The organism is Flavobacterium sp. FlaQc-28, assembly GCF_044007415.1.
GTDB lineage: Bacteria > Bacteroidota > Bacteroidia > Flavobacteriales > Flavobacteriaceae > Flavobacterium.
The window spans coordinates 669,471-688,406 of sequence record NZ_JBIPCM010000001.1 but is presented as its reverse complement, the minus strand read 5'-3'; the positions used below and the strand labels follow the sequence as shown (position 1 = coordinate 688,406).

General features: G+C 32.6%; 20 protein-coding genes. All 20 read right to left on the bottom strand.

What is annotated here, in order from left to right; genetic code table 11:
- Positions 1-2: 2 nt before the first annotated feature.
- On the bottom strand, positions 3-1,520 hold the full coding sequence (locus ACHRVL_RS03025) for a phytoene desaturase family protein (RefSeq protein WP_395410214.1): 1,518 nt from the start codon (positions 1,518-1,520) through the stop codon (positions 3-5).
- Between the two features lies 1 nt (position 1,521).
- The gene (locus tag ACHRVL_RS03020; protein ID WP_395410212.1) at positions 1,522-5,199 is read right to left on the bottom strand and encodes a 1-acyl-sn-glycerol-3-phosphate acyltransferase; all 3,678 of its coding nucleotides are present in this window, start codon (positions 5,197-5,199) and stop codon (positions 1,522-1,524) included.
- 151 nt (positions 5,200-5,350) lie between these two features.
- A complete protein-coding gene (locus ACHRVL_RS03015; RefSeq protein ID WP_395410211.1) occupies positions 5,351-6,532 on the bottom strand; it encodes a DUF2062 domain-containing protein in 1,182 nt (393 codons plus the stop codon).
- Between the two features lie 18 nt (positions 6,533-6,550).
- A complete protein-coding gene (locus ACHRVL_RS03010; protein ID WP_395410209.1) occupies positions 6,551-7,036 on the bottom strand; it encodes a hypothetical protein in 486 nt (161 codons plus the stop codon).
- 2 nt (positions 7,037-7,038) lie between these two features.
- Positions 7,039-7,410 carry a 3-hydroxyacyl-ACP dehydratase gene (locus ACHRVL_RS03005; protein WP_395410207.1) on the bottom strand — a complete coding sequence of 124 codons (372 nt, stop codon included), beginning with the start codon at positions 7,408-7,410 and terminating at the stop codon, positions 7,039-7,041.
- Positions 7,411-7,414: 4 nt separating this feature from the next.
- Positions 7,415-8,059, bottom strand: coding sequence for an outer membrane beta-barrel protein (locus ACHRVL_RS03000; protein ID WP_395410206.1), 645 nt, complete (start codon positions 8,057-8,059; stop codon positions 7,415-7,417).
- Positions 8,060-8,062: 3 nt separating this feature from the next.
- The gene (locus tag ACHRVL_RS02995; protein WP_395410204.1) at positions 8,063-8,680 is read right to left on the bottom strand and encodes an outer membrane beta-barrel protein; all 618 of its coding nucleotides are present in this window, start codon (positions 8,678-8,680) and stop codon (positions 8,063-8,065) included.
- Entirely contained in the window at positions 8,681-9,280 is a 600-nt protein-coding gene (locus tag ACHRVL_RS02990; RefSeq protein WP_395410203.1) for a porin family protein, read from the bottom strand. It abuts the gene before it with no gap.
- Between the two features lie 38 nt (positions 9,281-9,318).
- Positions 9,319-9,954 (bottom strand): hypothetical protein, encoded by a 636-nt coding sequence (locus ACHRVL_RS02985; protein WP_395410201.1) that lies wholly within the window; start codon positions 9,952-9,954, stop codon positions 9,319-9,321.
- A complete protein-coding gene (locus ACHRVL_RS02980; protein ID WP_395410199.1) occupies positions 9,920-10,546 on the bottom strand; it encodes an outer membrane lipoprotein carrier protein LolA in 627 nt (208 codons plus the stop codon). The genes ACHRVL_RS02985 and ACHRVL_RS02980 overlap by 35 nt, the downstream gene beginning before the upstream one ends.
- A gap of 119 nt (positions 10,547-10,665) precedes the next feature.
- Positions 10,666-11,442, bottom strand: coding sequence for a polysaccharide deacetylase family protein (locus ACHRVL_RS02975; RefSeq protein WP_395410197.1), 777 nt, complete (start codon positions 11,440-11,442; stop codon positions 10,666-10,668).
- On the bottom strand, positions 11,439-12,500 hold the full coding sequence (locus ACHRVL_RS02970; RefSeq protein WP_395410196.1) for a beta-ketoacyl synthase N-terminal-like domain-containing protein: 1,062 nt from the start codon (positions 12,498-12,500) through the stop codon (positions 11,439-11,441). The genes ACHRVL_RS02975 and ACHRVL_RS02970 overlap by 4 nt, the downstream gene beginning before the upstream one ends.
- A 1-nt stretch (position 12,501) precedes the next feature.
- Complete coding sequence (locus ACHRVL_RS02965; RefSeq protein ID WP_395410194.1) at positions 12,502-13,701, bottom strand: beta-ketoacyl-[acyl-carrier-protein] synthase family protein; 1,200 nt, start codon at positions 13,699-13,701, stop codon at positions 12,502-12,504.
- 104 nt (positions 13,702-13,805) lie between these two features.
- Positions 13,806-14,063 (bottom strand): phosphopantetheine-binding protein, encoded by a 258-nt coding sequence (locus ACHRVL_RS02960; protein WP_068841663.1) that lies wholly within the window; start codon positions 14,061-14,063, stop codon positions 13,806-13,808.
- A 2-nt stretch (positions 14,064-14,065) separates the two neighbouring features.
- Positions 14,066-14,683 (bottom strand): 3-oxoacyl-ACP synthase, encoded by a 618-nt coding sequence (locus ACHRVL_RS02955; protein WP_395410192.1) that lies wholly within the window; start codon positions 14,681-14,683, stop codon positions 14,066-14,068.
- 1 nt (position 14,684) lies between these two features.
- Positions 14,685-15,167: a hypothetical protein gene (locus ACHRVL_RS02950; RefSeq protein ID WP_395410190.1), complete on the bottom strand. Its 483-nt coding sequence runs from the start codon at positions 15,165-15,167 to the stop codon at positions 14,685-14,687.
- 75 nt (positions 15,168-15,242) lie between these two features.
- The gene (locus tag ACHRVL_RS02945) at positions 15,243-16,382 is read right to left on the bottom strand and encodes a beta-ketoacyl-[acyl-carrier-protein] synthase family protein (RefSeq protein ID WP_395410188.1); all 1,140 of its coding nucleotides are present in this window, start codon (positions 16,380-16,382) and stop codon (positions 15,243-15,245) included.
- 107 nt (positions 16,383-16,489) lie between these two features.
- Entirely contained in the window at positions 16,490-16,939 is a 450-nt protein-coding gene (locus ACHRVL_RS02940; protein ID WP_395410186.1) for an acyl-CoA thioesterase, read from the bottom strand.
- Entirely contained in the window at positions 16,914-18,194 is a 1,281-nt protein-coding gene (locus ACHRVL_RS02935; RefSeq protein WP_395410185.1) for an ABC transporter permease, read from the bottom strand. The genes ACHRVL_RS02940 and ACHRVL_RS02935 overlap by 26 nt, the downstream gene beginning before the upstream one ends.
- Complete coding sequence (locus tag ACHRVL_RS02930) at positions 18,184-18,936, bottom strand: ABC transporter ATP-binding protein (protein ID WP_395410183.1); 753 nt, start codon at positions 18,934-18,936, stop codon at positions 18,184-18,186. The genes ACHRVL_RS02935 and ACHRVL_RS02930 overlap by 11 nt, the downstream gene beginning before the upstream one ends.

Sequence of the window (18,936 nt, the reverse complement as noted above, 5' to 3'; positions counted from 1 at the left end):
CTTTATTCAGATTCTTTGTTGATTTTGGTAACCAAATATTCTTTACCAATAATTTCAGAGCAGGTCGAAACGGCACCAATTGTGACCCCCAATACTCCGTGCATGTTTATACTTTGACCCGTAAGGTACAAATTATCTAATTTGGTTTTTGCGGGGATCAGCGTTTTCATCGGATTATTAGAATCTTTAACATATCCGTACATATTTCCGTTGTAACCGCCAATATAATCGCGATAAGAAAGCGGTGTCGAGGAATGAATCGATTTTATACAATCTTTAATTCCTGGAAATTTCAGCTCAATTTCATCTAAAAATTTTGCCGTTTTTCTCGCTTTAAATTCTTCATAACTTTCCCCTCGATCGCTTTTTTCGGCAGTTGTATTAAAAGTATCGCTCCAAGGAGCCATATCTTCATATTTCATATAGGTAATAAACGTCATTCCGTCAGCCCAGATTTCATCTTTTTTTGAGGCATTCATCGAAGCCATAAAACCTTTTGGCCAAGAATCATCATCATAATCATGCGCAGTCCATACTTCGCTGCTTTTTTTGAAATGATAAAAATTATGATTGACATATTTAAAAGTTTGAGGTTTAAAAACCAAATACAAACTAAAAGCCGAAATGACACCTTCAAGACTATGAACTCTATTAACAAATGCTTTTCTAAAGTTTTCCTCACCAGCCATTTTCAAAGTTGTTTTGGGTTCAATATTTGAAATAAACCTTGAGCCAAAAACTTTTGTTCCGTTTTTTAATTCAACATATTCAACTTTGTTGTTTTCGACATGAAATCGAGTAACTTCTTTGTATTTGTAAAATTCGCCGCCGTATTTTTTAAGCTGTTTTAAAAGTTGTTTTGTAATCTGGCTTCCGCCGTTAATGCATCGCCATGAACTTTGAATGTATGAGTTTATCGAAAGAGCATGAACGTAAAATGGCGACTTGTCTGGAATTCCGGCATACAAAAAATTAGAGCCGGCAAGAACCGCTTTTAATTTTTCATTCTGCGTGCATTCATCAATTGTTTCTTTGGCGTTAAGCGCAAGAATTTCGTTTTCATATTTTCCTTCCCAGTTTAAATTGTAAAGCGGAAAAGCGTCGCAGATTGCCTTTAGTTTTTCGCAGTATTTATCAATATTGGCTTTTTCTTCAGGAAAAAAGGCAGTCAGCTGTTTGGTGAAATTGTCATATCCCTGCGCATGCGGGTATTCGTTTGGATCATCTTCAAAAGAAATCATATCGTAACAGTTATCATCTAATTTTTTCAAATTTAGATGCTTCATAATACCGATATAATTAAAATATTTATAGAGATTTTCGCCTTTATCTAAGCCTCCGATATAATGAATTCCCGTATCAAAAATAGTTTTATCACGAACAAAAGTCTGCAGATTTCCGCCGTATTGATTGTTTTTTTCGAGCACACAAACGCTGTAGCCTTCTTTAGCCAAAATTATAGACGAAACCAATCCGCCTAAACCGCTGCCAACAATTACTACATCGTAATGCTCTTTCATCCTATTTTTTCTTTAATACAGTTATAGCATTCTCTTCAGCAGCAATTTCAAAACCAGCAGCAATCAGTTTAGCTTTTAAATCTGGACAGCTGATTAAAATTATTGCCGTGCTTAAAATGATTTTTTCAAAAGCAGCAGCATAGCTTTCATCAGAAATTAAAAGAATTTCATGTTGATTTTCAAATGCAGGTTCTATTTGATCAGAATAGAGTATTTTTCTCTTTTTAAGGAAATAATTCGTTTTTGCAACAGCCAATTTTTCTTCATCATTTATAAATGAAAACACCTTTCGCTGCGGTTCCTGCAAAGTCAATAAAACATCGAGCTGCCCGTAATCATTTGTAAGATGAAGTACTTTGGCTTTAGAATCAATGTATTTATTTAAATTATAATACGTTTCTAAATTTTGACTTAGATCTTTTTTTACACTTTTGCCAATTTCAAGTTCTTTATAATCATAGCTGTTAACAAGCATTGACTTGAAATAAGCAGGACCTTCAAGCTGTTCGCGAATTTTACGATATTCAGCTTTAAAGAAAGAACTGATTTGTTTTGTACGTTCAGCATAATTATTTCCGAAAGAATTATTTTCAGGAGTAATTCGCTCTAAAATTGAAACGGTAAGGTTGCTGCGATGAATTACAAAATCGCCTTTTGGAATCGCTTCTGAGGCACCATGAATTACAACGGGAATAATGTCTAAGTTAAATTCTTGAGCAAGAAAGAAGGCTCCTTTATGAAATCTTTTTACAACATTGTTTTCAGAACGGGTTCCTTCTGGAAATACCATTAAAGAGTAACCTTCGTCTACTTTTTTTCTTAGATGTTCCACACCGCCTTCAAGACCTTCAGAAACAGGATAAAAACCTGCTTTTCTAACTGTTCCGCCAAATATAGGAGAGTTGTAAACCCAGTCGCTTACTAAAAAAATAATTTTTGGACTCAGCATTCCCATAGCAAGAATATCTATAAACGAAGAATGATTTGCGATTATAACAGCTGGTTTATCAAACGTTTCATTAAAATTATTGACAACTTTTTTGTGTATAAATGGGTTTGAATACAATACAGATTTCATGAATTTTGAAATCACATATCTAAAACCTTTCATTTTTGTTTTTTTGCTCAGCGGTAAAATCGGCATTATCGTAAAACTGAAAATCGACATTAAAATGCCGCCCATGCCATAATAGAAAAACGAAATTACACCATGAATAAAAGTGCGCAATTGAAAAGGAGGATTTCCGTTTTTAGGCCTATTCGACAAAAATAATTTGAACAGTATAGGATAAAAAATAAACGTGATAATTAAAGCTGCAAAAACTCCAATTAAGGAAACAGAAGAAATAGATCGCAATGCTGGATGTTTTGCAAAAATCATCGCGCCAATTCCTAAAATAGTTGTAATTACCGCCAGAATAATTGAAGTTCTGTAAATGGCAATTTCATTTTTTCCTGACGAATATTCTTTTTGTAAAGCGCTTGTCATGAAAATACTAAAATCAACACCATGACCAAAAATCAAGGTGCAGACAATCATGCTGAAAATATTCATTTGAATACCAAAAATGCCCATAATTCCAGCCGTAACAATTCCCGTTAAAGCAATAGGAATACAACTGATAATCACTAACTCGATTCTTCGGAAGAAGAAAAATAAAATTAAAATTACGGCAATAAAAGAATAATTTACAAGCGAATTAAAATCGGTTTTTAGTGTACTGAAAAAGGTTTCATTCATTTGCTGACGATCAATTGCAATGATGTTGTCTTTGGCAGAAGTTGATTTTACAAAAATATCACGTTGTTTTGGGGTAACTTTTACTAAAGTTGAAATCGTATAAAAACCATTTTTTTCGGTTACAAATTCTTTCAGTTGCAGCGCTTGAACTTTTAAATAATCTGAAATAGATATCGGCTTAAAATCAAAATCTAAATGATCAAAAAAGATCGAATACGTTGTTGGTTTAAAGCCAAGTTTTGAACCTTCGGAAATCAATTGTGATTTTAAATTTTCTTTTTTCTCAGCATTCCAAAATGAATTCCATTTTTCAATTTTCTCTTTTTGCGCTTCTTGCGAAAGCACAATACCGCCAATTGAACTGAAATTCAATATTTTGTTTTGTTCTTTTTCATTCGATAAATCTCCAAAAAGTTTGTTGTTGTTTTGTAACACTTGCTCCATACTTTTTCCGTACGAGGCAACATAAATGGTTTTTGAAGTTAAACTTGTGCTTTCTTCTAATTGTTTTTCGGCTGCTTTAATGTCTTTTGGAACAAAATTTAACTGAGATAAATCGTTATTGAAGCCAACATTATTATAAGTAAAACAACAAACGATTGTAATTATAACACAAAGACCAATCAGGATTTTATTATTATGAAAGGAGAAATGTGCGAGTTTATCAATCGCATTTTTTTTATGTTCGAAATTGTCTTGTTTTGGATTATACAAATGCGGAATAATCAAAAGCGAGAAAATTCCAGTTGCTATAACGATAACAGCTGCAAAAATCCCGAGATCATTTAAGGCATCAGATTTTACAAAAAGCAGACATAAAAAAGCAACGGCAGTTGTTGAACTGCTCATAATTACAGGCATCGTAATGTCCTTGTATAATGTTTTAATATCGCTGTTGTGCTTGTAATGTGTAAGAATGTGAAGCGAATAATCAATCGTAATTCCTAACAAGATTGATCCAATTCCGAGTGAAATAGCTGAAATTTGTTCTTTTACGAAGTATAAAAAGGCAATGGCAAATAAAGCTCCAAAAACGGTTGGGAGAAAAATAATAAGCGGAATTAAAATTTTTCTATAAAACAATATCAGAATCAACATTAAGGTAAACATCGCGATTGATGTTGTTAAAACAATATCGCTTTTAATTTGTTTTGCATTGGCAGCCGCAATTAAAGCGGAACCAAAATAACTCACAGAAGTTTTTCCTTTAAATTGCTGATTTAAGTTTTCCTGAATTGATTTAAGTTTTTCGGCAAAAATGGAATTTTTTTCAGTTTCGCTTGAAGAAATATCCGAGGTTATAAAAAGCAGTAAATTCTTTTTATCCTTTGTCATTACAAAACCATTATCGAGTGTAAAATCGTCGCCAACATTTAATTGCTGTAATTTTTTTAAAGCGATAAAAGAAATTCCAAGCGGATCTTGCAGAATAAAATCTTTGGTAATAAATCCAGATGGAGAAATAATCGATTTGTAATTTCCTTGTACAGTGACCGCAATACTGTCTTTTTGGAGCTTGTTTTGAATAACAGCATAATCGTTATCATCAAGAAAAAGAGGCAGATTATTGTAAACAAAATCAATGGTTTCCTGAATGTTTTCTTCGTCTATTTTTCCTTGAATTCCAGTAATGTACGGTTTACAGGATTTAGAAACGCTGTCTGAAAAAACAGCAGCCATTTCTTTTAAATCATCTTGCGAACCGTTTTTTTCGAGTTTAAAAATAACGGTTGTTTTATCAGCAAAATTCAATTGTTTTAAAACTTTTGCAGTTGCATCGGCTTTTTCATTTGCCGGGATAAGTTTGCTGATGTCTTCTTCAAACTTAATTTGTGAAGCAAAAAAGCCAAATACTAAAAGCATCAAAACGGCCAAAAGTACCGATAAAGATTTTCGTCGGTTTACAAATAAATGAATGGCGTAAAAGTATTGATGCATTATTTTTATTTTTAGCCACAGATTAAAAGGATTAAAAGGATTCTAATCTGTGTTGGTTTGCCGCGAATTTCACGAACTAGCACAAATTAATTCGTGAAATTCGCGAAAAAAAATCTGTTTAATCCTTTTAATCTGTGGCAAAACATTTTAATTATTGTATTTTTTTCTTAGAACTAAAAGTGCTTAAAAGCAAATAACTTATAAAGCCAGCTGATAGTGCCGAAACGGATGCTAAAATAAGACTTCCTGCGATATATTGCGTAGCATTTTTTTGAATATCATCAAACGTGACAGAACTATCTAAAACTAAAGTGTTATCTCCCGCTACAAAAAAACTCCCCATTTTTAAGGAACCATAGATGACAAACGGAATGAAAGGCGGGAAACTTACATTTGAAGCTAGATAGGCAATGACTTTGTTGAGCCTGAGTAAGGCTGCAAAAGTAAAAAGCAGTACGGTTTGAAAACCCCAAAATGGCGAGATACCAATAAAAACTCCCAAAGCAATTGATGCCGATTTTATGAAATTAGAATCGTTGCTTTCTAAAATATCTTCAAGAAAGAATTTTTTAAAACCTTTTTTTTTTGCTCTTCTAAAAAAATCTCTCGGTTTAATGTACAAAAGAGCGTTAATTACCAAAACGGTATTTAAAATACTAATTCGGGTAAAATCTCTAAAGGGGCGAAAATGTGAAACACGTTCTGCAGGATCATATAAAACTTGAATTGGAATATTTTTAACTACAATTCCTTTCCAAGCGGAACGAACAATTACTTCAATTTCAAACTCAAATTTATTGGTGTAAAATTGCTTCGGAATTAATTTTAAAGGATATAATCTAAAGCCAGATTGAGTATCTTCAAGCTTAATACCCGTTTCAAACTTAAACCAGAAATTTGAAAATTTATTTCCAAAACTGCTTTTCTTTGGAACATTTTCCTGAGTCATGTTTCGGCTTCCAATTAAAAGTGAATTGGGTTCTTCTTGAATTGCTGCAATAAAAATGGGAATATCAGAAGCAAAATGCTGTCCGTCAGAATCAATCGTAATGGCGTATTCAAAATTTTGTTCGATTGCTTTTCTAAAACCATTACGCAGTGCTCTACCTTTTCCTAGATTTTTAGGATGATGAATTTGAGTTAGGTGATGATATTGTTTTAGAATTTCGTTTGTCTGGTCAGTCGAACCATCATTAACAATAATGACATTTGAAGTGAAATCTAAAATAGAATCCAGCACTTTTTTCAATGTTTTTTGATTATTGTAAGTGGGTACAATAACACAAAAAGAAGTTGAACTGAGCAGATCTTGCTGAGATAATATAGGTTTCATTGGGAGTTGTTCTTGAGCTTATTTTACAAACTGCTTCTCTTTATCAGAGAAACTTTTAGATTGTAAAACAAAGTCTTTTAGATATAGTTTTAAAGCAGTATTTTGCTCTGCATAGTGAGCGGTAATAAAAGCTTTATCTTCTTTAATATTTTTTTTGTAGCCGGTAATTCCAGGAACATCTTCCTGAATACTTAAGCGAATCATTCTAATTTCGATATTGTTTGGATCACTTTTTAACGTCGCTTCCAGTAATTTGGCGCCTTCCTTAAAACGATCCATTTTGTCTCTTAGTTTTTTCTCGAATTTTGAATCTAATAAAATAGATGCCGCTTTGTAAGCTACCAAAATTTTATCATCGTCATTAGAAACGCCAGAAAGTTTCTGTGTAAATTCTTTTGCATTAGTTTCTGATTTTGCAACATCAGAATACATTTTTCGGATAGAAGCCAGATCAGGAGTTCCAACAAAATTTATCCACAGAAGCAATGATATAAGTAATTTCATAATTATAATTTTTTATACGCATTGCTCAATTTCAGCGCAACGGTATCATTAAAATAAGTGGTGTTTTTCACCTTTACCAAATCATCCTCTGTGACAGTTATATCAAGTTCTAAGCGTAACTCAGGATTTGTCTCAGGATTTATTAATGCCATGAATTTTACATTTGTCAAGGTTTGAATCATCAACGAACTTTTGGTAATAGATTCTGTAAGTTCTTTAATAATTTGAATCATGCAAACGCCTGGCATTATTGGGTTTCCAGGAAAATGACCTTTAAAAACCTCATGATTGGCATTAACTAATATACGAATATTATATTTAGCGTCGCCCGTTTTCTCTTCTGAAAGTACTTTATAGAAGTCTTGTAAAACCATAATTTTATTTTTTTCCAAATGTATATGCAACACCAAATTGAAACACTAAGTTATTGCTGTCACGACTTTCATCATAATAATTTGTAAAAGCATTAGTCAGTCCTTTTTTTACTCTTGCTTCAAATGCAATACCATTTTTTAGACCGTATCCTAATCCTCCAATAATTCCCAAATCGATATCATCACCTTTGTTAAAATTATATTCTTTAGCCTTAGGATTGGCTTTAATATCATCAGCAATCAAAATATCTATAAAAGGTCCTGCCAGAGCATAAAAACTTTCACTAAAATTAAATTTATTTATTGTAACTGCCGAAAGATATTGTAATGAAACATCTACAGTCCCTGTTTCTTGCACATTCATGCTTGAGTTTGTTTCCGGATTATAAGTATAGACGACACCCATACCTGTTGTGCCTTTTCCTCCTTGTCTCGAATAGGTTAATTCAGGTTGAAGTGTATAAATTCTGCCGAGTTTTAAAGCACCAAAACCGCCAATATAAAAATCTGTTTTGCTGTTAAGATCAGTATTTGTCATTTTAGCAATATTAACTCCGGCTTGAATTCCTGGTTTAAAAGTTACCTGAGCTTGTATTTTTCCTATTGCCAAAAAAAGTAATGCAATAATTGATAAATTTTTAATATTCATATTTTATTTAACGTTAAAAGAGTAAGAAACACCTATTTGGAAATTGACATTAGTATTATAATCACCAAAAAGATAATGACTATTAGAATTGTTATAATAGTAATCGCTGTCTAAAACGTCTAAAAGTCCTTTTTTAAATCGAAATTCAAAAGCTAGTCCAGAAGGCATTTTATAAGCAAGACCTGTTACAAATGAAAGATCATTATATGTTTTTCTAAAAGCCAAATTATCGTTTAAAAGAACATCTAAAGCCGGCCCAAATTGTATTTGAAAACCTTGCCCAAATGTAAATTTGTTAATCACAGCGATAGACAAATAACTCATTTGTAAATCTTGATAAACGATTTTTTCTGTTTGTGTATTGGGATCAATAAAATTTCGTGCAACATTATTAGATCCTTGTCGGATATAATTTATTTCAGGCTGCAGCGCATAACGTTTCGTTAGATTTATTTCGCCAAAACCGCCTATATAAAAGTCGGGTCTGTAATCTGCATGCATTTCTGAAATTGTCGAAAGGCTTAAACCAGCACGTAAACCTGGTTTAAAGGAGGCTTGTGCTTGAATGTTTATAACTGCAAAAAAGAGTAAAAGGACAGCTGCTAATTTCTTTTTATACATCTATTTTACTTTAAAAGTGTAACTAATACCAATTTGAAAAACCTGATTTAAGATAACATCATTATAGTAATAATCGTTATTATCGTAATCAATTCCGTCGTAACCATAAATATCAATTAATCCTTGTTTAATTCTAGCTTCAAATGTTAATCCGTTTGGTAATGTATAACCAACTCCGCCAACAATGGCAAGGTCAAAACCTTCGGGATTACTGTTGATATAATTATCAGAAACTTTTAAATCTAAAGACGGACCGCCCAAAATGTGAAAGCCTTTACCGCCAATGTTAAATTTTGCAACCGCACCAAGTGTTAAATAATTTAATTCATACTTTTCAGAATAATAACGACCATTTTCAAAGTATCTTCCTTCATCACCTTGTCTAGAATACGTTATTTCAGGCTGCAACGAAAAATATTTGTTAAATTTAATATTCACTAATCCACCAACATAGAAATCTGTTTTAGATTGATTATCATCAATATTGGTTAATGTTGACACATTTAAACCGCCTCGAAGCCCAGGGCTAACTTTTACTTGTGCTTGAGATGATTGAATTCCGATACATAAAACGAATGCAAGTAAGGCTATTTTTTTCATTATTGGATAAGTTTAGTTTTAGGATAAGTTTAAATTTTCTATTCTGATTTAAAATAATTAAGCTCAATTTTCAGCTTAATATTTTGATGGATAATTTGGATTTTCTCGGCAAAAATATTGTTTTCTGAATTGAAATACAGCGTAAATTTTTCTTTTGTTTTAGAGGCGTGAACTATCTTTTCTAATTTTTGATCTTTTTTAGAGATATAAATATAATTGTCTCGTTTGCCGTCTGCCGATTTATAAATGTCATTTGATTCGTTTTCAAATTGCTCTTGAATCAAATATTGTTTTTTTAAAAGCAGTCTAAAATCTTCTTTTAATGTATTGATCAATATTTTTCGATTTAATTCTGAAACAATAGAATTGACTTTAAAATCAGTTTCAGAAATTTCGAAATCCATTAATTTATTTCCAAATTCTGTTGTAAAAACAATTCGGTGGGTAGTATCGTTTATTTTTTTCGCAATGAAAATCCCTGATAACTCATTTCCGTAAACACTTATGTTGGTTTTATAAACATAATCTATTTTTGAATCTGAAAAATACGGAACGTCATAAGACGTTTTGTCTAGTTTTTTGGGCGTATAGTTTTTTGTGACCGAGCCGCACGAAACTAAAACAATTGCCAGAAAGCAATTAATTAGTAAAAACTGAATCGTCGATTTTTGCATTGATTACTTTATTTTTAAGTACAATTCTAGTATAATCTTCAGATGATTCTAACAATTTTACCTGAACAACAGTTGCCTCTTCTTTGTCAAAAGTCAGTTCAATTTGTTTGATGTATTTTTTCAGCGCAGCATCTTTCGGAATAAATTTTGCCAGATTCTGACCTTTCAATTTAAAGTATGAAATCGTAAATTCTTTGTCGTCAAACATATTTCCGCTTACACTTCCCACAATTAATTTATTAATTCTTGCAAAGATTTTGCTGTTGCCAATATCAACGGCACTTTTCTTTCCTTCGTCATTAATGAGGATTTTTCCGTTTTTGAAAGTAATGCTGTAGTTGTATGGTTTTTTATACTGCCATTGAAGCAAAGCAGGTTCTTTAAAAACCATTTTTCCAGAAGTTTCAATGTCTTTTGATAAAAAATCCAAATGTTTGTATTGAACAAAATCGGTACTTAAAGTTTTGATTTTTTTCGCGACAATATTTACGTCTTCTTTAAATTGAGTGATTTCTGCAGTAGTCATTTTTTGCTCTTGTGCAAACAAACTGCTTGAAATAAAAAGAATTACTAATGCTATTTTAGTTTTCATGTTTTTTAAATTGTACTTTAATTTTTTTGCCACGAATTGCACCAATTTTCACCAATTTTCGATTTAATAAAATCCGTTTTTTCCGCGTTTTCGCGATAGCGAATTTGTTTCATCTGCGTTCAATTTTTATAAGCCTTTAGATTTAAAAGTTCTTCGATTGAAACGACCTGATAATTATTTTGTTGTAAAAATTGCAAAAACTGTTCCAATACCAAAACAGAATGTGAACCAGTATCGTGCAAAAGTACAATTCCGCCGGGAGAAACTCGTTTTATAATTCGGTTGAAGATTAATTCCACATTTGTTGTCCCTCCGTCAAGCGATCGAATATTCCAGCCAATTGTTTTATGTCCCGTAATTTTTAAGGCTCTTCGAATGGATGGTGTCGTAACTCCGTAAGGCGGACGAAAGAAGTTTATTTTTTTTGAAGTATATTTTTTCAGAAGTGAATCTGTTTTTTCGATTTCTTCTTTTATTTGTTTGGCATTATAAAAATCAAAAAATTTAGAATGGGAATAAGAGTGATTTCCTACCAAGTGACCTTCGGCAATAATTTGTTTTACGATTTCAGGATGTGTTTCTACATTTTTTCCAATGCAGAAAAAAGTCGCTTTGGCATTGTATTTTTTTAAAAGCGTTAAAACTTCCAAAGTAAATTCACTTGGTCCATCATCAAAAGTGAGCGCAATTTTTTTCTCTGTTTCTAATGGATTATTGCAGAAAGCTTTTACATGATAATTAGATGAAATTCTCGAAGAACCAAAAGCGTTTATTCCGATCCAAAGAAAAATTACAGCAAAAAAACACCATATACTTATTGCGATATAGACATTCAAAAGAAGCAGTAAAAGCAATAAAAAGATAAAAAATATCGAGATGTTTTTATGCGTTATCATTTTGAAAGTAACGTAAAACTATGATTTTTTCCGCTTAATTGATTGTATAATAAAATGGTTTTGTAAGCGGGTTTCGTAACCGAATTTACTTTTATAATTTCTGGAATTTCCTGCGTTTTTAAAATTTTAGAAGCCATCCAAAAAGCAAATGCCGAAGCTGTATCATATTCTCCGCTCAAATGTTTGTAATACAAAATAGGCGTTTTTGCGAAAGTATTTTCAGCCAGATTGCTGTAATAATTTTCAAAGTCAATATTTCCATCAAAACCTAAAACTATAGCATCGATATCTGAAATCTCTAAATTATTGGATTTCAAAAATGATGTAATTTTAGTTTCAATTTCGTTTTGTTCCAGTGTATTTACAATAACAACATCTAGAAGTTCAGCGTAAGTAGTATCTTTTCTTTCGTTTTCTAAAACAAAAAAGCTCGCACCTTCGCCATAAACGGCACCGCTGGTTGCAGCATTTAAAACATCGTATGGAGCAGAATTATCTGCTTTAATACGTCCGTTTAATTTGAAAAGCGAAGTAGTATATTCTCCGTTTTCGTCAACACCGCCTACTAAAATCGAATTGGCTTCGTCTTCTTCAATCTGCATTTTGGCATCCAAAAGTGCCGATTCAAAAGAAACCGCACCATTTACATACGTAAAATTATAACCTTTACATTGCTGTAAAAGTGCAATTTGTGCACCAACTGTATTATGAGTAGATTGAATAAAAGAAGTTGGCGTTAAAAACTCTTCTTTATTATCTAAAATGCTTTTCAGGAATTTTTCAGAATCTTCGATGCAGCCTAAACCAGTTCCAGTTATGATTGCATCAACATTTTCAACATTGGCATCTTTCATAGCCAAAGCCGAAGCTACGATTCCGTTTTTTACACCTTTTGCCATGCGTCGGCTGGCAGCTGGCGAAATATATTCTTTGTATGCCGGCGGAACTATCGCCAGTACATTTTCATCATGATTTACAACAGCTTCTTCTAAAAAAACAGTATCAAATGTTTTTTGAGTCGAAATACAGCCTACTCCATTTATATATGTTTTTTTCATTTTAGCTTTTTGAAAATATAAGAGTTGAACAATTTCCTCCAAACCCAAAAGAGTTAGATAAAACGTGTTCGATGTTTTTATTTTTTAAAGTAGTCTGCGGTGTCAAATTAAATTCTTCCATCTGCGATTCAAAATTTAAATTCGGATAAACGACATTATTCTGAATCGCCAAAACGCTGTAAACAGCTTCAATTGCCGCTGCAGCTGCTAAAGTATGACCTGTAAATGGTTTTGTTGAACTAAAATCGGGAACTTTTTCCTCTTCATAAATGCGGCGTAAAGCTCTTCCTTCAGATAAATCGTTATTTGGAGTAGCAGTTCCGTGAACGTTGATATAATCTATTTCAGAAGGTTTTAAACCCGAAACTTCAAATGCTTTTTTCATTGCTAGAAAAGCGCCGTCTCCGTTTTCTGAAGAAGCCGTTTGGTGAAAAGCGTCATTTGCATTTCCGTAACCCGAAACTCTTGCCAGTACTTTCTTATTTTGTTTGGCAACAATTTCATCCGATTCTAAAACCAAAAAAGCAGCAGCTTCTCCAAGATTCAATCCTTTTCTGTTATTGTCAAAAGGTTTGTTGTAATCGTCGGATAAAATCATTAAAGTTTTAAATCCGTTGATGGTGAATTTTGCCAAAGCATCGGCACCGCCAACAATAACGCGGTCTAATTTTCCAGTTTTAATCAATCTTGCACCAACCATAATTGAATTTGCTGCAGAAGAACAAGCAGTACTTATGGTTGTAACCATTCCTTTTAAACCCAGTTCTTCAGCAATTTTTTCAGCAACATCGCCGCCGTCGTGACAGGTAATATATTTAATCAATTCAGGTTTTTCGAAATAATCGTAATAATGTGTCTCTGTCATGTCCATTCCGCCTACACTAGTAGCCGAAATAAGTCCGGTTCTAAATTCATTTATAGCCGTGATGCCTGCATTTTCAACAGCTTGTTTTGCCGCCAAAGTACCAATCATAGCAGTTCTCGAAAAATTATTATCGTTGTTTAATTCCAGTTCGCTGATAAGCTCATTGTTGGTTTTTTTGATTTCACCTACTTTAATAACATCTGCATGAACTGTAGAAATATTTGAGATACGAGAAATTCCGATTTTATTTTCGATTAACGAATGATAATTTTCTTCAACCGAATTTCCGATCGAAGAGATAATTCCCATTCCTGTTATTGCAACACCTCTTGCCATTTTAGATTTTAGATTCTTAGAACTTTGTCAAAGTTTCAAACTTTGACAAAGTTGACGGATTTTTAAACATTTAAAATTTTAGATTTCAGCACGAAATCTAAAATCTATTTAGTTCTGTTAGCGCTGATGTAAGCTGCCATAGTTTCGATAGACTGGAAAATTGTTTTTCCTTCTTTCGGATCTACTAATTTAATTCCGTAATCTTTATCTAAAATCACGATCAATTCAAGTGCATCAATTGAGTCCAAACCTAAACCATCTCCAAACAAAGGATCGTTATCAGCAATATCTTCAACGGCAATATCTTCAAGGTTTAGAGTTGTGATAATTTTGTTTTTCAATTCTTCTTTTAATGCTTCCATGATTATTTATTGTATAATGTATTGATAGTTTCGTTTGTATATTTTGCGTTTTCTTCTTTGCTTATAATGCAGAGAAAAGCGTTGTAATTGTCGTTAAAATATTCTACCCAGCCGCACAAAACTAAATCTGCTTTATTCGTATTCAGAAGAATATCCGAATAATTCGACATGAATTCTGTGTTAAAGGCATCAAATATAAAGAAAGAATTCTCACTTTTAAGCTGATGACGAATACTTATTTCGCCCAGACAAATATTTGGCAGTGTATAAACAAAAACCGCTGGACTTGGGTAATAGTTTTCTTTGTCTGAAATAGATTCCTGATATTTTACATCCGTATCTAAACTCGACGATTTATTGGCTAAAACCAAAGCGATATTATTTTCCTGATCCGTTGAGGTAATCGGACTCAAAAGCAATTCTGATCCTAAAAAAGCCAGTTTACTCAAAGTATCCATTTTAAAAAACTTTGGATATTGTATTTCAAAATTACGATACGCTTGTTTCGAAAAATCAGCAAAATCTGTTGGTTCAATTTTGAATACAGAATTTCCGTTCAAAACAATTTCGTTGTTTTGAATGGTGATGTAGGATTGTATGTTGGTTTTGTTGTGAGCCATTTTATTTTATATAATCTTCTGCTTGATAAGCATCAATAGGAAAATTTTCTTCTGTTATTGATTTATAAAAGAAAGTTCCAATACTCATTTTTAGATCAATGTAAACGTTATTTAAATCGTCAATATTTTCTTCTTCCCAAAGAATGTCATGAAAAACATATCCAATATTCAGTGTTTTAGTATTTATAACAATTGGATCACCATTTGCACCTGAACCAATTATAAGTAAATCTTTTTTATAGATTTCTTTGTTCTCTTCTTCAAGATTTTCTATTCTAATTCTATTTACACAATTAAAATATACACTTCCAAAAACGATGTCTTCTCTAAAGGAAAATGCTTTAAAAAAAGTTATTAAATCTTTAGATAGATTTAAGCTTTCAAGAAATTCAATAATTTTATCCGTTACTTTTATTACATCATTTTTGAAATCAAAACCTTGAATTTTTAAACCTTTTTTAAAAAGTGATTGATCTAAGTCCATTTGTTTAAATTTTGAACTTTCAAGTAAAACTTGAAAGCTATTTTTGAACTGTTCGGAATTTCCGAACAGTTCAAATTATTTTATTTTCTCGAAAACAACCGCCGTATTACAACCGCCAAATCCAGAAGCCGTTTTTAGGAAATATTCAATATTCTTTTCTTCATTTTTTTCAATCACATTGATAACTTCACTAACCCCAATTTCATCAAAACCTTTCGATTCAAAAAGCCTATTTTGATTGGCAGATTCTATCGCAATTACTGTTTCCAATAATCCTGAAGCACCTAATGTATGACCATAAAATCCTTTTAAACTATTTACAGGGACATTTTGTAAATCTAAACGAGTTAAAGCAATCGCTTCCATTTCGTCGTTATAAGGAGTGGCGGTTCCATGTGCTGAAATATAATCTAATTTGTTCGTTTCAATTTGAGCTTCTTTTAAAGCATTTTGAATGCTTCTGAACAAACCTTCACCCGTTCTTGATGGACCCGAAATATGATTCGCATCGTTTATCGAACTGTCGCCAATTACTTTTATTTTAGCTTTTTTGGTTTCCGCCGAAACTAAAACAGCTGCCGTTGCTTCGCCTAAACTTACTCCAGTTCTGTTTTTTGAATACGGTTTACAAGGCAGATCGCTCATGGCTTGAAAGGCATTAAAACCAGACAAAACAAATTCTGAAACTTCGTCGCCAGCGACTACAAAAACATTGTCGTAAAGCTCGGACTGAATCATTCTTTTGGCAACTGAAACTGCCAGAATTCCAGAAACGCAGGCATTTGAAACTACAATTGGTTGTGTTTTAAATCCGAAGAAATCTGAAATATTTTTAGCTAAAACATCTAAATGTGCATTATTGAAATTTTCTTTTGAATCATTTTTTAATGCCGTAACATTTCCTTTTGTGGTAGAAAGGATAAAAGCAGTTTTTGAATTGAATTGAATTCCTGAGTTTTTGATAATCGGCTCTAAAGCCAAAATCATCATTTTCTCTAAACGAGAATATTTGGTTTCAGTGCTGATTTTTGAAAAAGCACTGCTTATTTTTTCATCAGAAATAATTGAAGCATAAAACGGATTTGGCATTAAAGAAATATCATTGTGAAGCTGAATTCCAGAATCGCCGCGAAGAATCGCTTCAACATTTGATTCGACATCAAAACCCAAAGGTGTGATACAATTCGTTTGTGTAATGTATGTTTCTCTTAACATTTTATGATTTTCAATTTTTAAAGTTTCACGCAGATTGATATTGATTTAAGCAGATTTAAAAAGATTTTTTTAATTCGTGCTAATTCGTGAAATTAGTGGCTAAAACTTTATTTCAACAGCCCGACTTTCCTTTTCCATTCTTCATAAAAAGGAGGATTCGTCAGCATTAAATTACCTGCTGCATCTAAAAAAACTTGAACGGTTTCGCCTGTGCAAGCTGTTTCACCTTTATCATCAATAATTTTAAAACGGTAAATCATTTTGGCGGCAGGAGTGTCTACAACTGTTGTTTCAATTGTTACGACATCGCCGTAGCGCAAAGACAATTTATGTTCGCATTTAGATTTTACAATTGGCGTTGTATACCCCGTTTTTGCAATATCTAAATAGGTAAGTCCGTGTTCGCGACCAAATGCTTCGCGTCCATCTTCAAAATACGTGATATAATTGCCGTGCCAAACGATTCCAAGCGGATCAGTTTCGTTAAAACGAATTCTGATTTCGTGAGAAACGGTTAAATCTGTGGCTTCGTTAAACTGTTCTTTTCTTTTTGTCATAAAATAAGGCAATGGATGTTGTAATAATAAAGAACAAAAATAACAAACTTATTTTTGGGATGATTTCCAGGAATGAAACGCTGCGTAATAAAACATCATAAAAAGCTTCTAATCCCCAGTTCATAGGTGATGATTTGGCAATGATCTGCATGATTTTCGGCATGGCAAAAACAGGAACCCAAACACCGCCAATTGCAGCGAGAATAATAACGCTTGTTGCTCCAAATGGAGCTGATTGTTCTTGTGTACTGGCAACGGTTCCTAACAAAATTCCGAATCCAATGGCGGCGAAACCTGAAAATAAGGCAACGACACTCATTAATGCTAAATGTCCTTCGATGTTTAAAGAAGGCAATCCGATGGATGGAAATAAAAATACGGCAACGGCAACCATCATATAAAACTGAATCATACAGATGATCGAGTAGGTAATGGTTTTTCCTATTATTACAACTAAATTAGAAACTGGATTGGTTCTTAATCGAACGAAAGTTCCTTGCGATTTTTCTTTTACAATATTAATGGATAAAGGAATTACGATAAAAAATATCGCAAAAAGTGTCCAAGCCGGAACGTTATGCTGTACAGAATTTGGACGAACTTCTTTGTTGTTAATTCTCGGAATTATTTCTTTGAAAGAAATAAAGCTTTTTTGCTCAAAGTCGGCATTTCCTCCTAATTGATTCTGAAAAGTGGTATAAATAGATTTGGTTTCGATTTGCGAAATCATTTTGTCGATCGAATTCATGACCGCATTTTTGAAACTCATTTGAACCGCTGGATCAAAATACAGCTTTACTTCTTTTTCTTTTATTATTCGCTGCGGTTCGCTCGCTGCAGTACTATCAGTCATGCTTAAACTGCTGACAATTTTCTCGACATTTTGATCTACTTTGGCTTGTAAATCAGAACTTAAATCTTTTGGAATTACAATAGCCAGTTGAAATTTTCCTTTGTAAACATTTTCTCTGGCAATATCTTCTGTAATCGTTTTATTATCGATTTGTGTAACAACGCTGAATAAATCACTTTTTTCTAAATTATCGTAAACGGTTTTTGATACAGAACCTTTATCATTATCGACTAATAAAATCGGAATTTTAGAATCGCTGACTTTTTTAAAAGTACTGTCTTGAATTAATGTAACAGTAATAACCAAAACCAATGGCATTATAAATAGAATAATCAAACCGCCTAAATCTCGTTTAAGGAGTAAAAATTCTTTTACGACCGACATCCAAATTTTATACATCATCTCTCAAGTCTTTACCAGTTAATGAAATAAAAACGTCTTCGAGATTTCGAGCATCTTTTGTCGATTCAATTAGAATTGAAGGTGTATTTTGTGCATAAATTTGACCTTGATCTAAAATAGCAATGTTGGTGCAGAAATCTTCGGCTTCAGCCAAATGATGAGAGGTATAAATAATAGTTGTTCCATTTTGGTTCAACACTTTCAGATATTCTATAATAGCATTTTTAGAATGAACATCAACTCCAACGGTTGGTTCATCTAGAAATAAAACTTTTGGTTTATGCAGAATCCCGGCAATTAAATTGACACGGCGTTTCATTCCGCCAGAGAAAGTTTCAACTCGTTTATCGGCAAATTTTAATAAACCCAAGAGATCTAAAGTTTCGATTACTTTATCTTTTAAATCAGAGCCTTTTAAACCGTACATACTTCCAAAATAATGAAGATTTTCTCTCGCCGTAAGAGTAGGATATAGGGCATATTCCTGAGGAACAACGCCTATAATCTTTTTAATTTTTGAAGAATGATGTTGATAGTCTAAATCATCAATTGTAAAATGTCCCGAAGTTGGTTTTATCAATCCGCAGAGCATTGAAATTAAGGTTGTTTTTCCAGCACCGTTTGGACCTAGTAAACCAAAAATCTCGCCTTCATTTATGGCCAGCGAAACATTGTTCAAAGAATACTGGTCGGCATCTTTGTACTTTTTCGAAAGGGATTCTATTTTAATTATAGATTGCAA

Bases quoted from the DNA above. Each gene is read 5' to 3' on its own strand.
- ACHRVL_RS03025 (WP_395410214.1), bottom strand. From the start codon at position 1,520: ATGAAAGAGCATTACGATGTAGTAATTGTTGGCAGCGGTTTAGGCGGA.
- ACHRVL_RS03020 (WP_395410212.1), bottom strand. From the start codon at position 5,199: ATGCATCAATACTTTTACGCCATTCATTTATTTGTAAACCGACGAAAA.
- ACHRVL_RS03015 (WP_395410211.1), bottom strand. From the start codon at position 6,532: ATGAAACCTATATTATCTCAGCAAGATCTGCTCAGTTCAACTTCTTTT.
- ACHRVL_RS03010 (WP_395410209.1), bottom strand. From the start codon at position 7,036: ATGAAATTACTTATATCATTGCTTCTGTGGATAAATTTTGTTGGAACT.
- ACHRVL_RS03005 (WP_395410207.1), bottom strand. From the start codon at position 7,410: ATGGTTTTACAAGACTTCTATAAAGTACTTTCAGAAGAGAAAACGGGC.
- ACHRVL_RS03000 (WP_395410206.1), bottom strand. From the start codon at position 8,059: ATGAATATTAAAAATTTATCAATTATTGCATTACTTTTTTTGGCAATA.
- ACHRVL_RS02995 (WP_395410204.1), bottom strand. From the start codon at position 8,680: ATGTATAAAAAGAAATTAGCAGCTGTCCTTTTACTCTTTTTTGCAGTT.
- ACHRVL_RS02990 (WP_395410203.1), bottom strand. From the start codon at position 9,280: ATGAAAAAAATAGCCTTACTTGCATTCGTTTTATGTATCGGAATTCAA.
- ACHRVL_RS02985 (WP_395410201.1), bottom strand. From the start codon at position 9,954: ATGCAAAAATCGACGATTCAGTTTTTACTAATTAATTGCTTTCTGGCA.
- ACHRVL_RS02980 (WP_395410199.1), bottom strand. From the start codon at position 10,546: ATGAAAACTAAAATAGCATTAGTAATTCTTTTTATTTCAAGCAGTTTG.
- ACHRVL_RS02975 (WP_395410197.1), bottom strand. From the start codon at position 11,442: ATGATAACGCATAAAAACATCTCGATATTTTTTATCTTTTTATTGCTT.
- ACHRVL_RS02970 (WP_395410196.1), bottom strand. From the start codon at position 12,500: ATGAAAAAAACATATATAAATGGAGTAGGCTGTATTTCGACTCAAAAA.
- ACHRVL_RS02965 (WP_395410194.1), bottom strand. From the start codon at position 13,701: ATGGCAAGAGGTGTTGCAATAACAGGAATGGGAATTATCTCTTCGATC.
- ACHRVL_RS02960 (WP_068841663.1), bottom strand. From the start codon at position 14,063: ATGGAAGCATTAAAAGAAGAATTGAAAAACAAAATTATCACAACTCTA.
- ACHRVL_RS02955 (WP_395410192.1), bottom strand. From the start codon at position 14,683: ATGGCTCACAACAAAACCAACATACAATCCTACATCACCATTCAAAAC.
- ACHRVL_RS02950 (WP_395410190.1), bottom strand. From the start codon at position 15,167: ATGGACTTAGATCAATCACTTTTTAAAAAAGGTTTAAAAATTCAAGGT.
- ACHRVL_RS02945 (WP_395410188.1), bottom strand. From the start codon at position 16,382: ATGTTAAGAGAAACATACATTACACAAACGAATTGTATCACACCTTTG.
- ACHRVL_RS02940 (WP_395410186.1), bottom strand. From the start codon at position 16,939: ATGACAAAAAGAAAAGAACAGTTTAACGAAGCCACAGATTTAACCGTT.
- ACHRVL_RS02935 (WP_395410185.1), bottom strand. From the start codon at position 18,194: ATGATGTATAAAATTTGGATGTCGGTCGTAAAAGAATTTTTACTCCTT.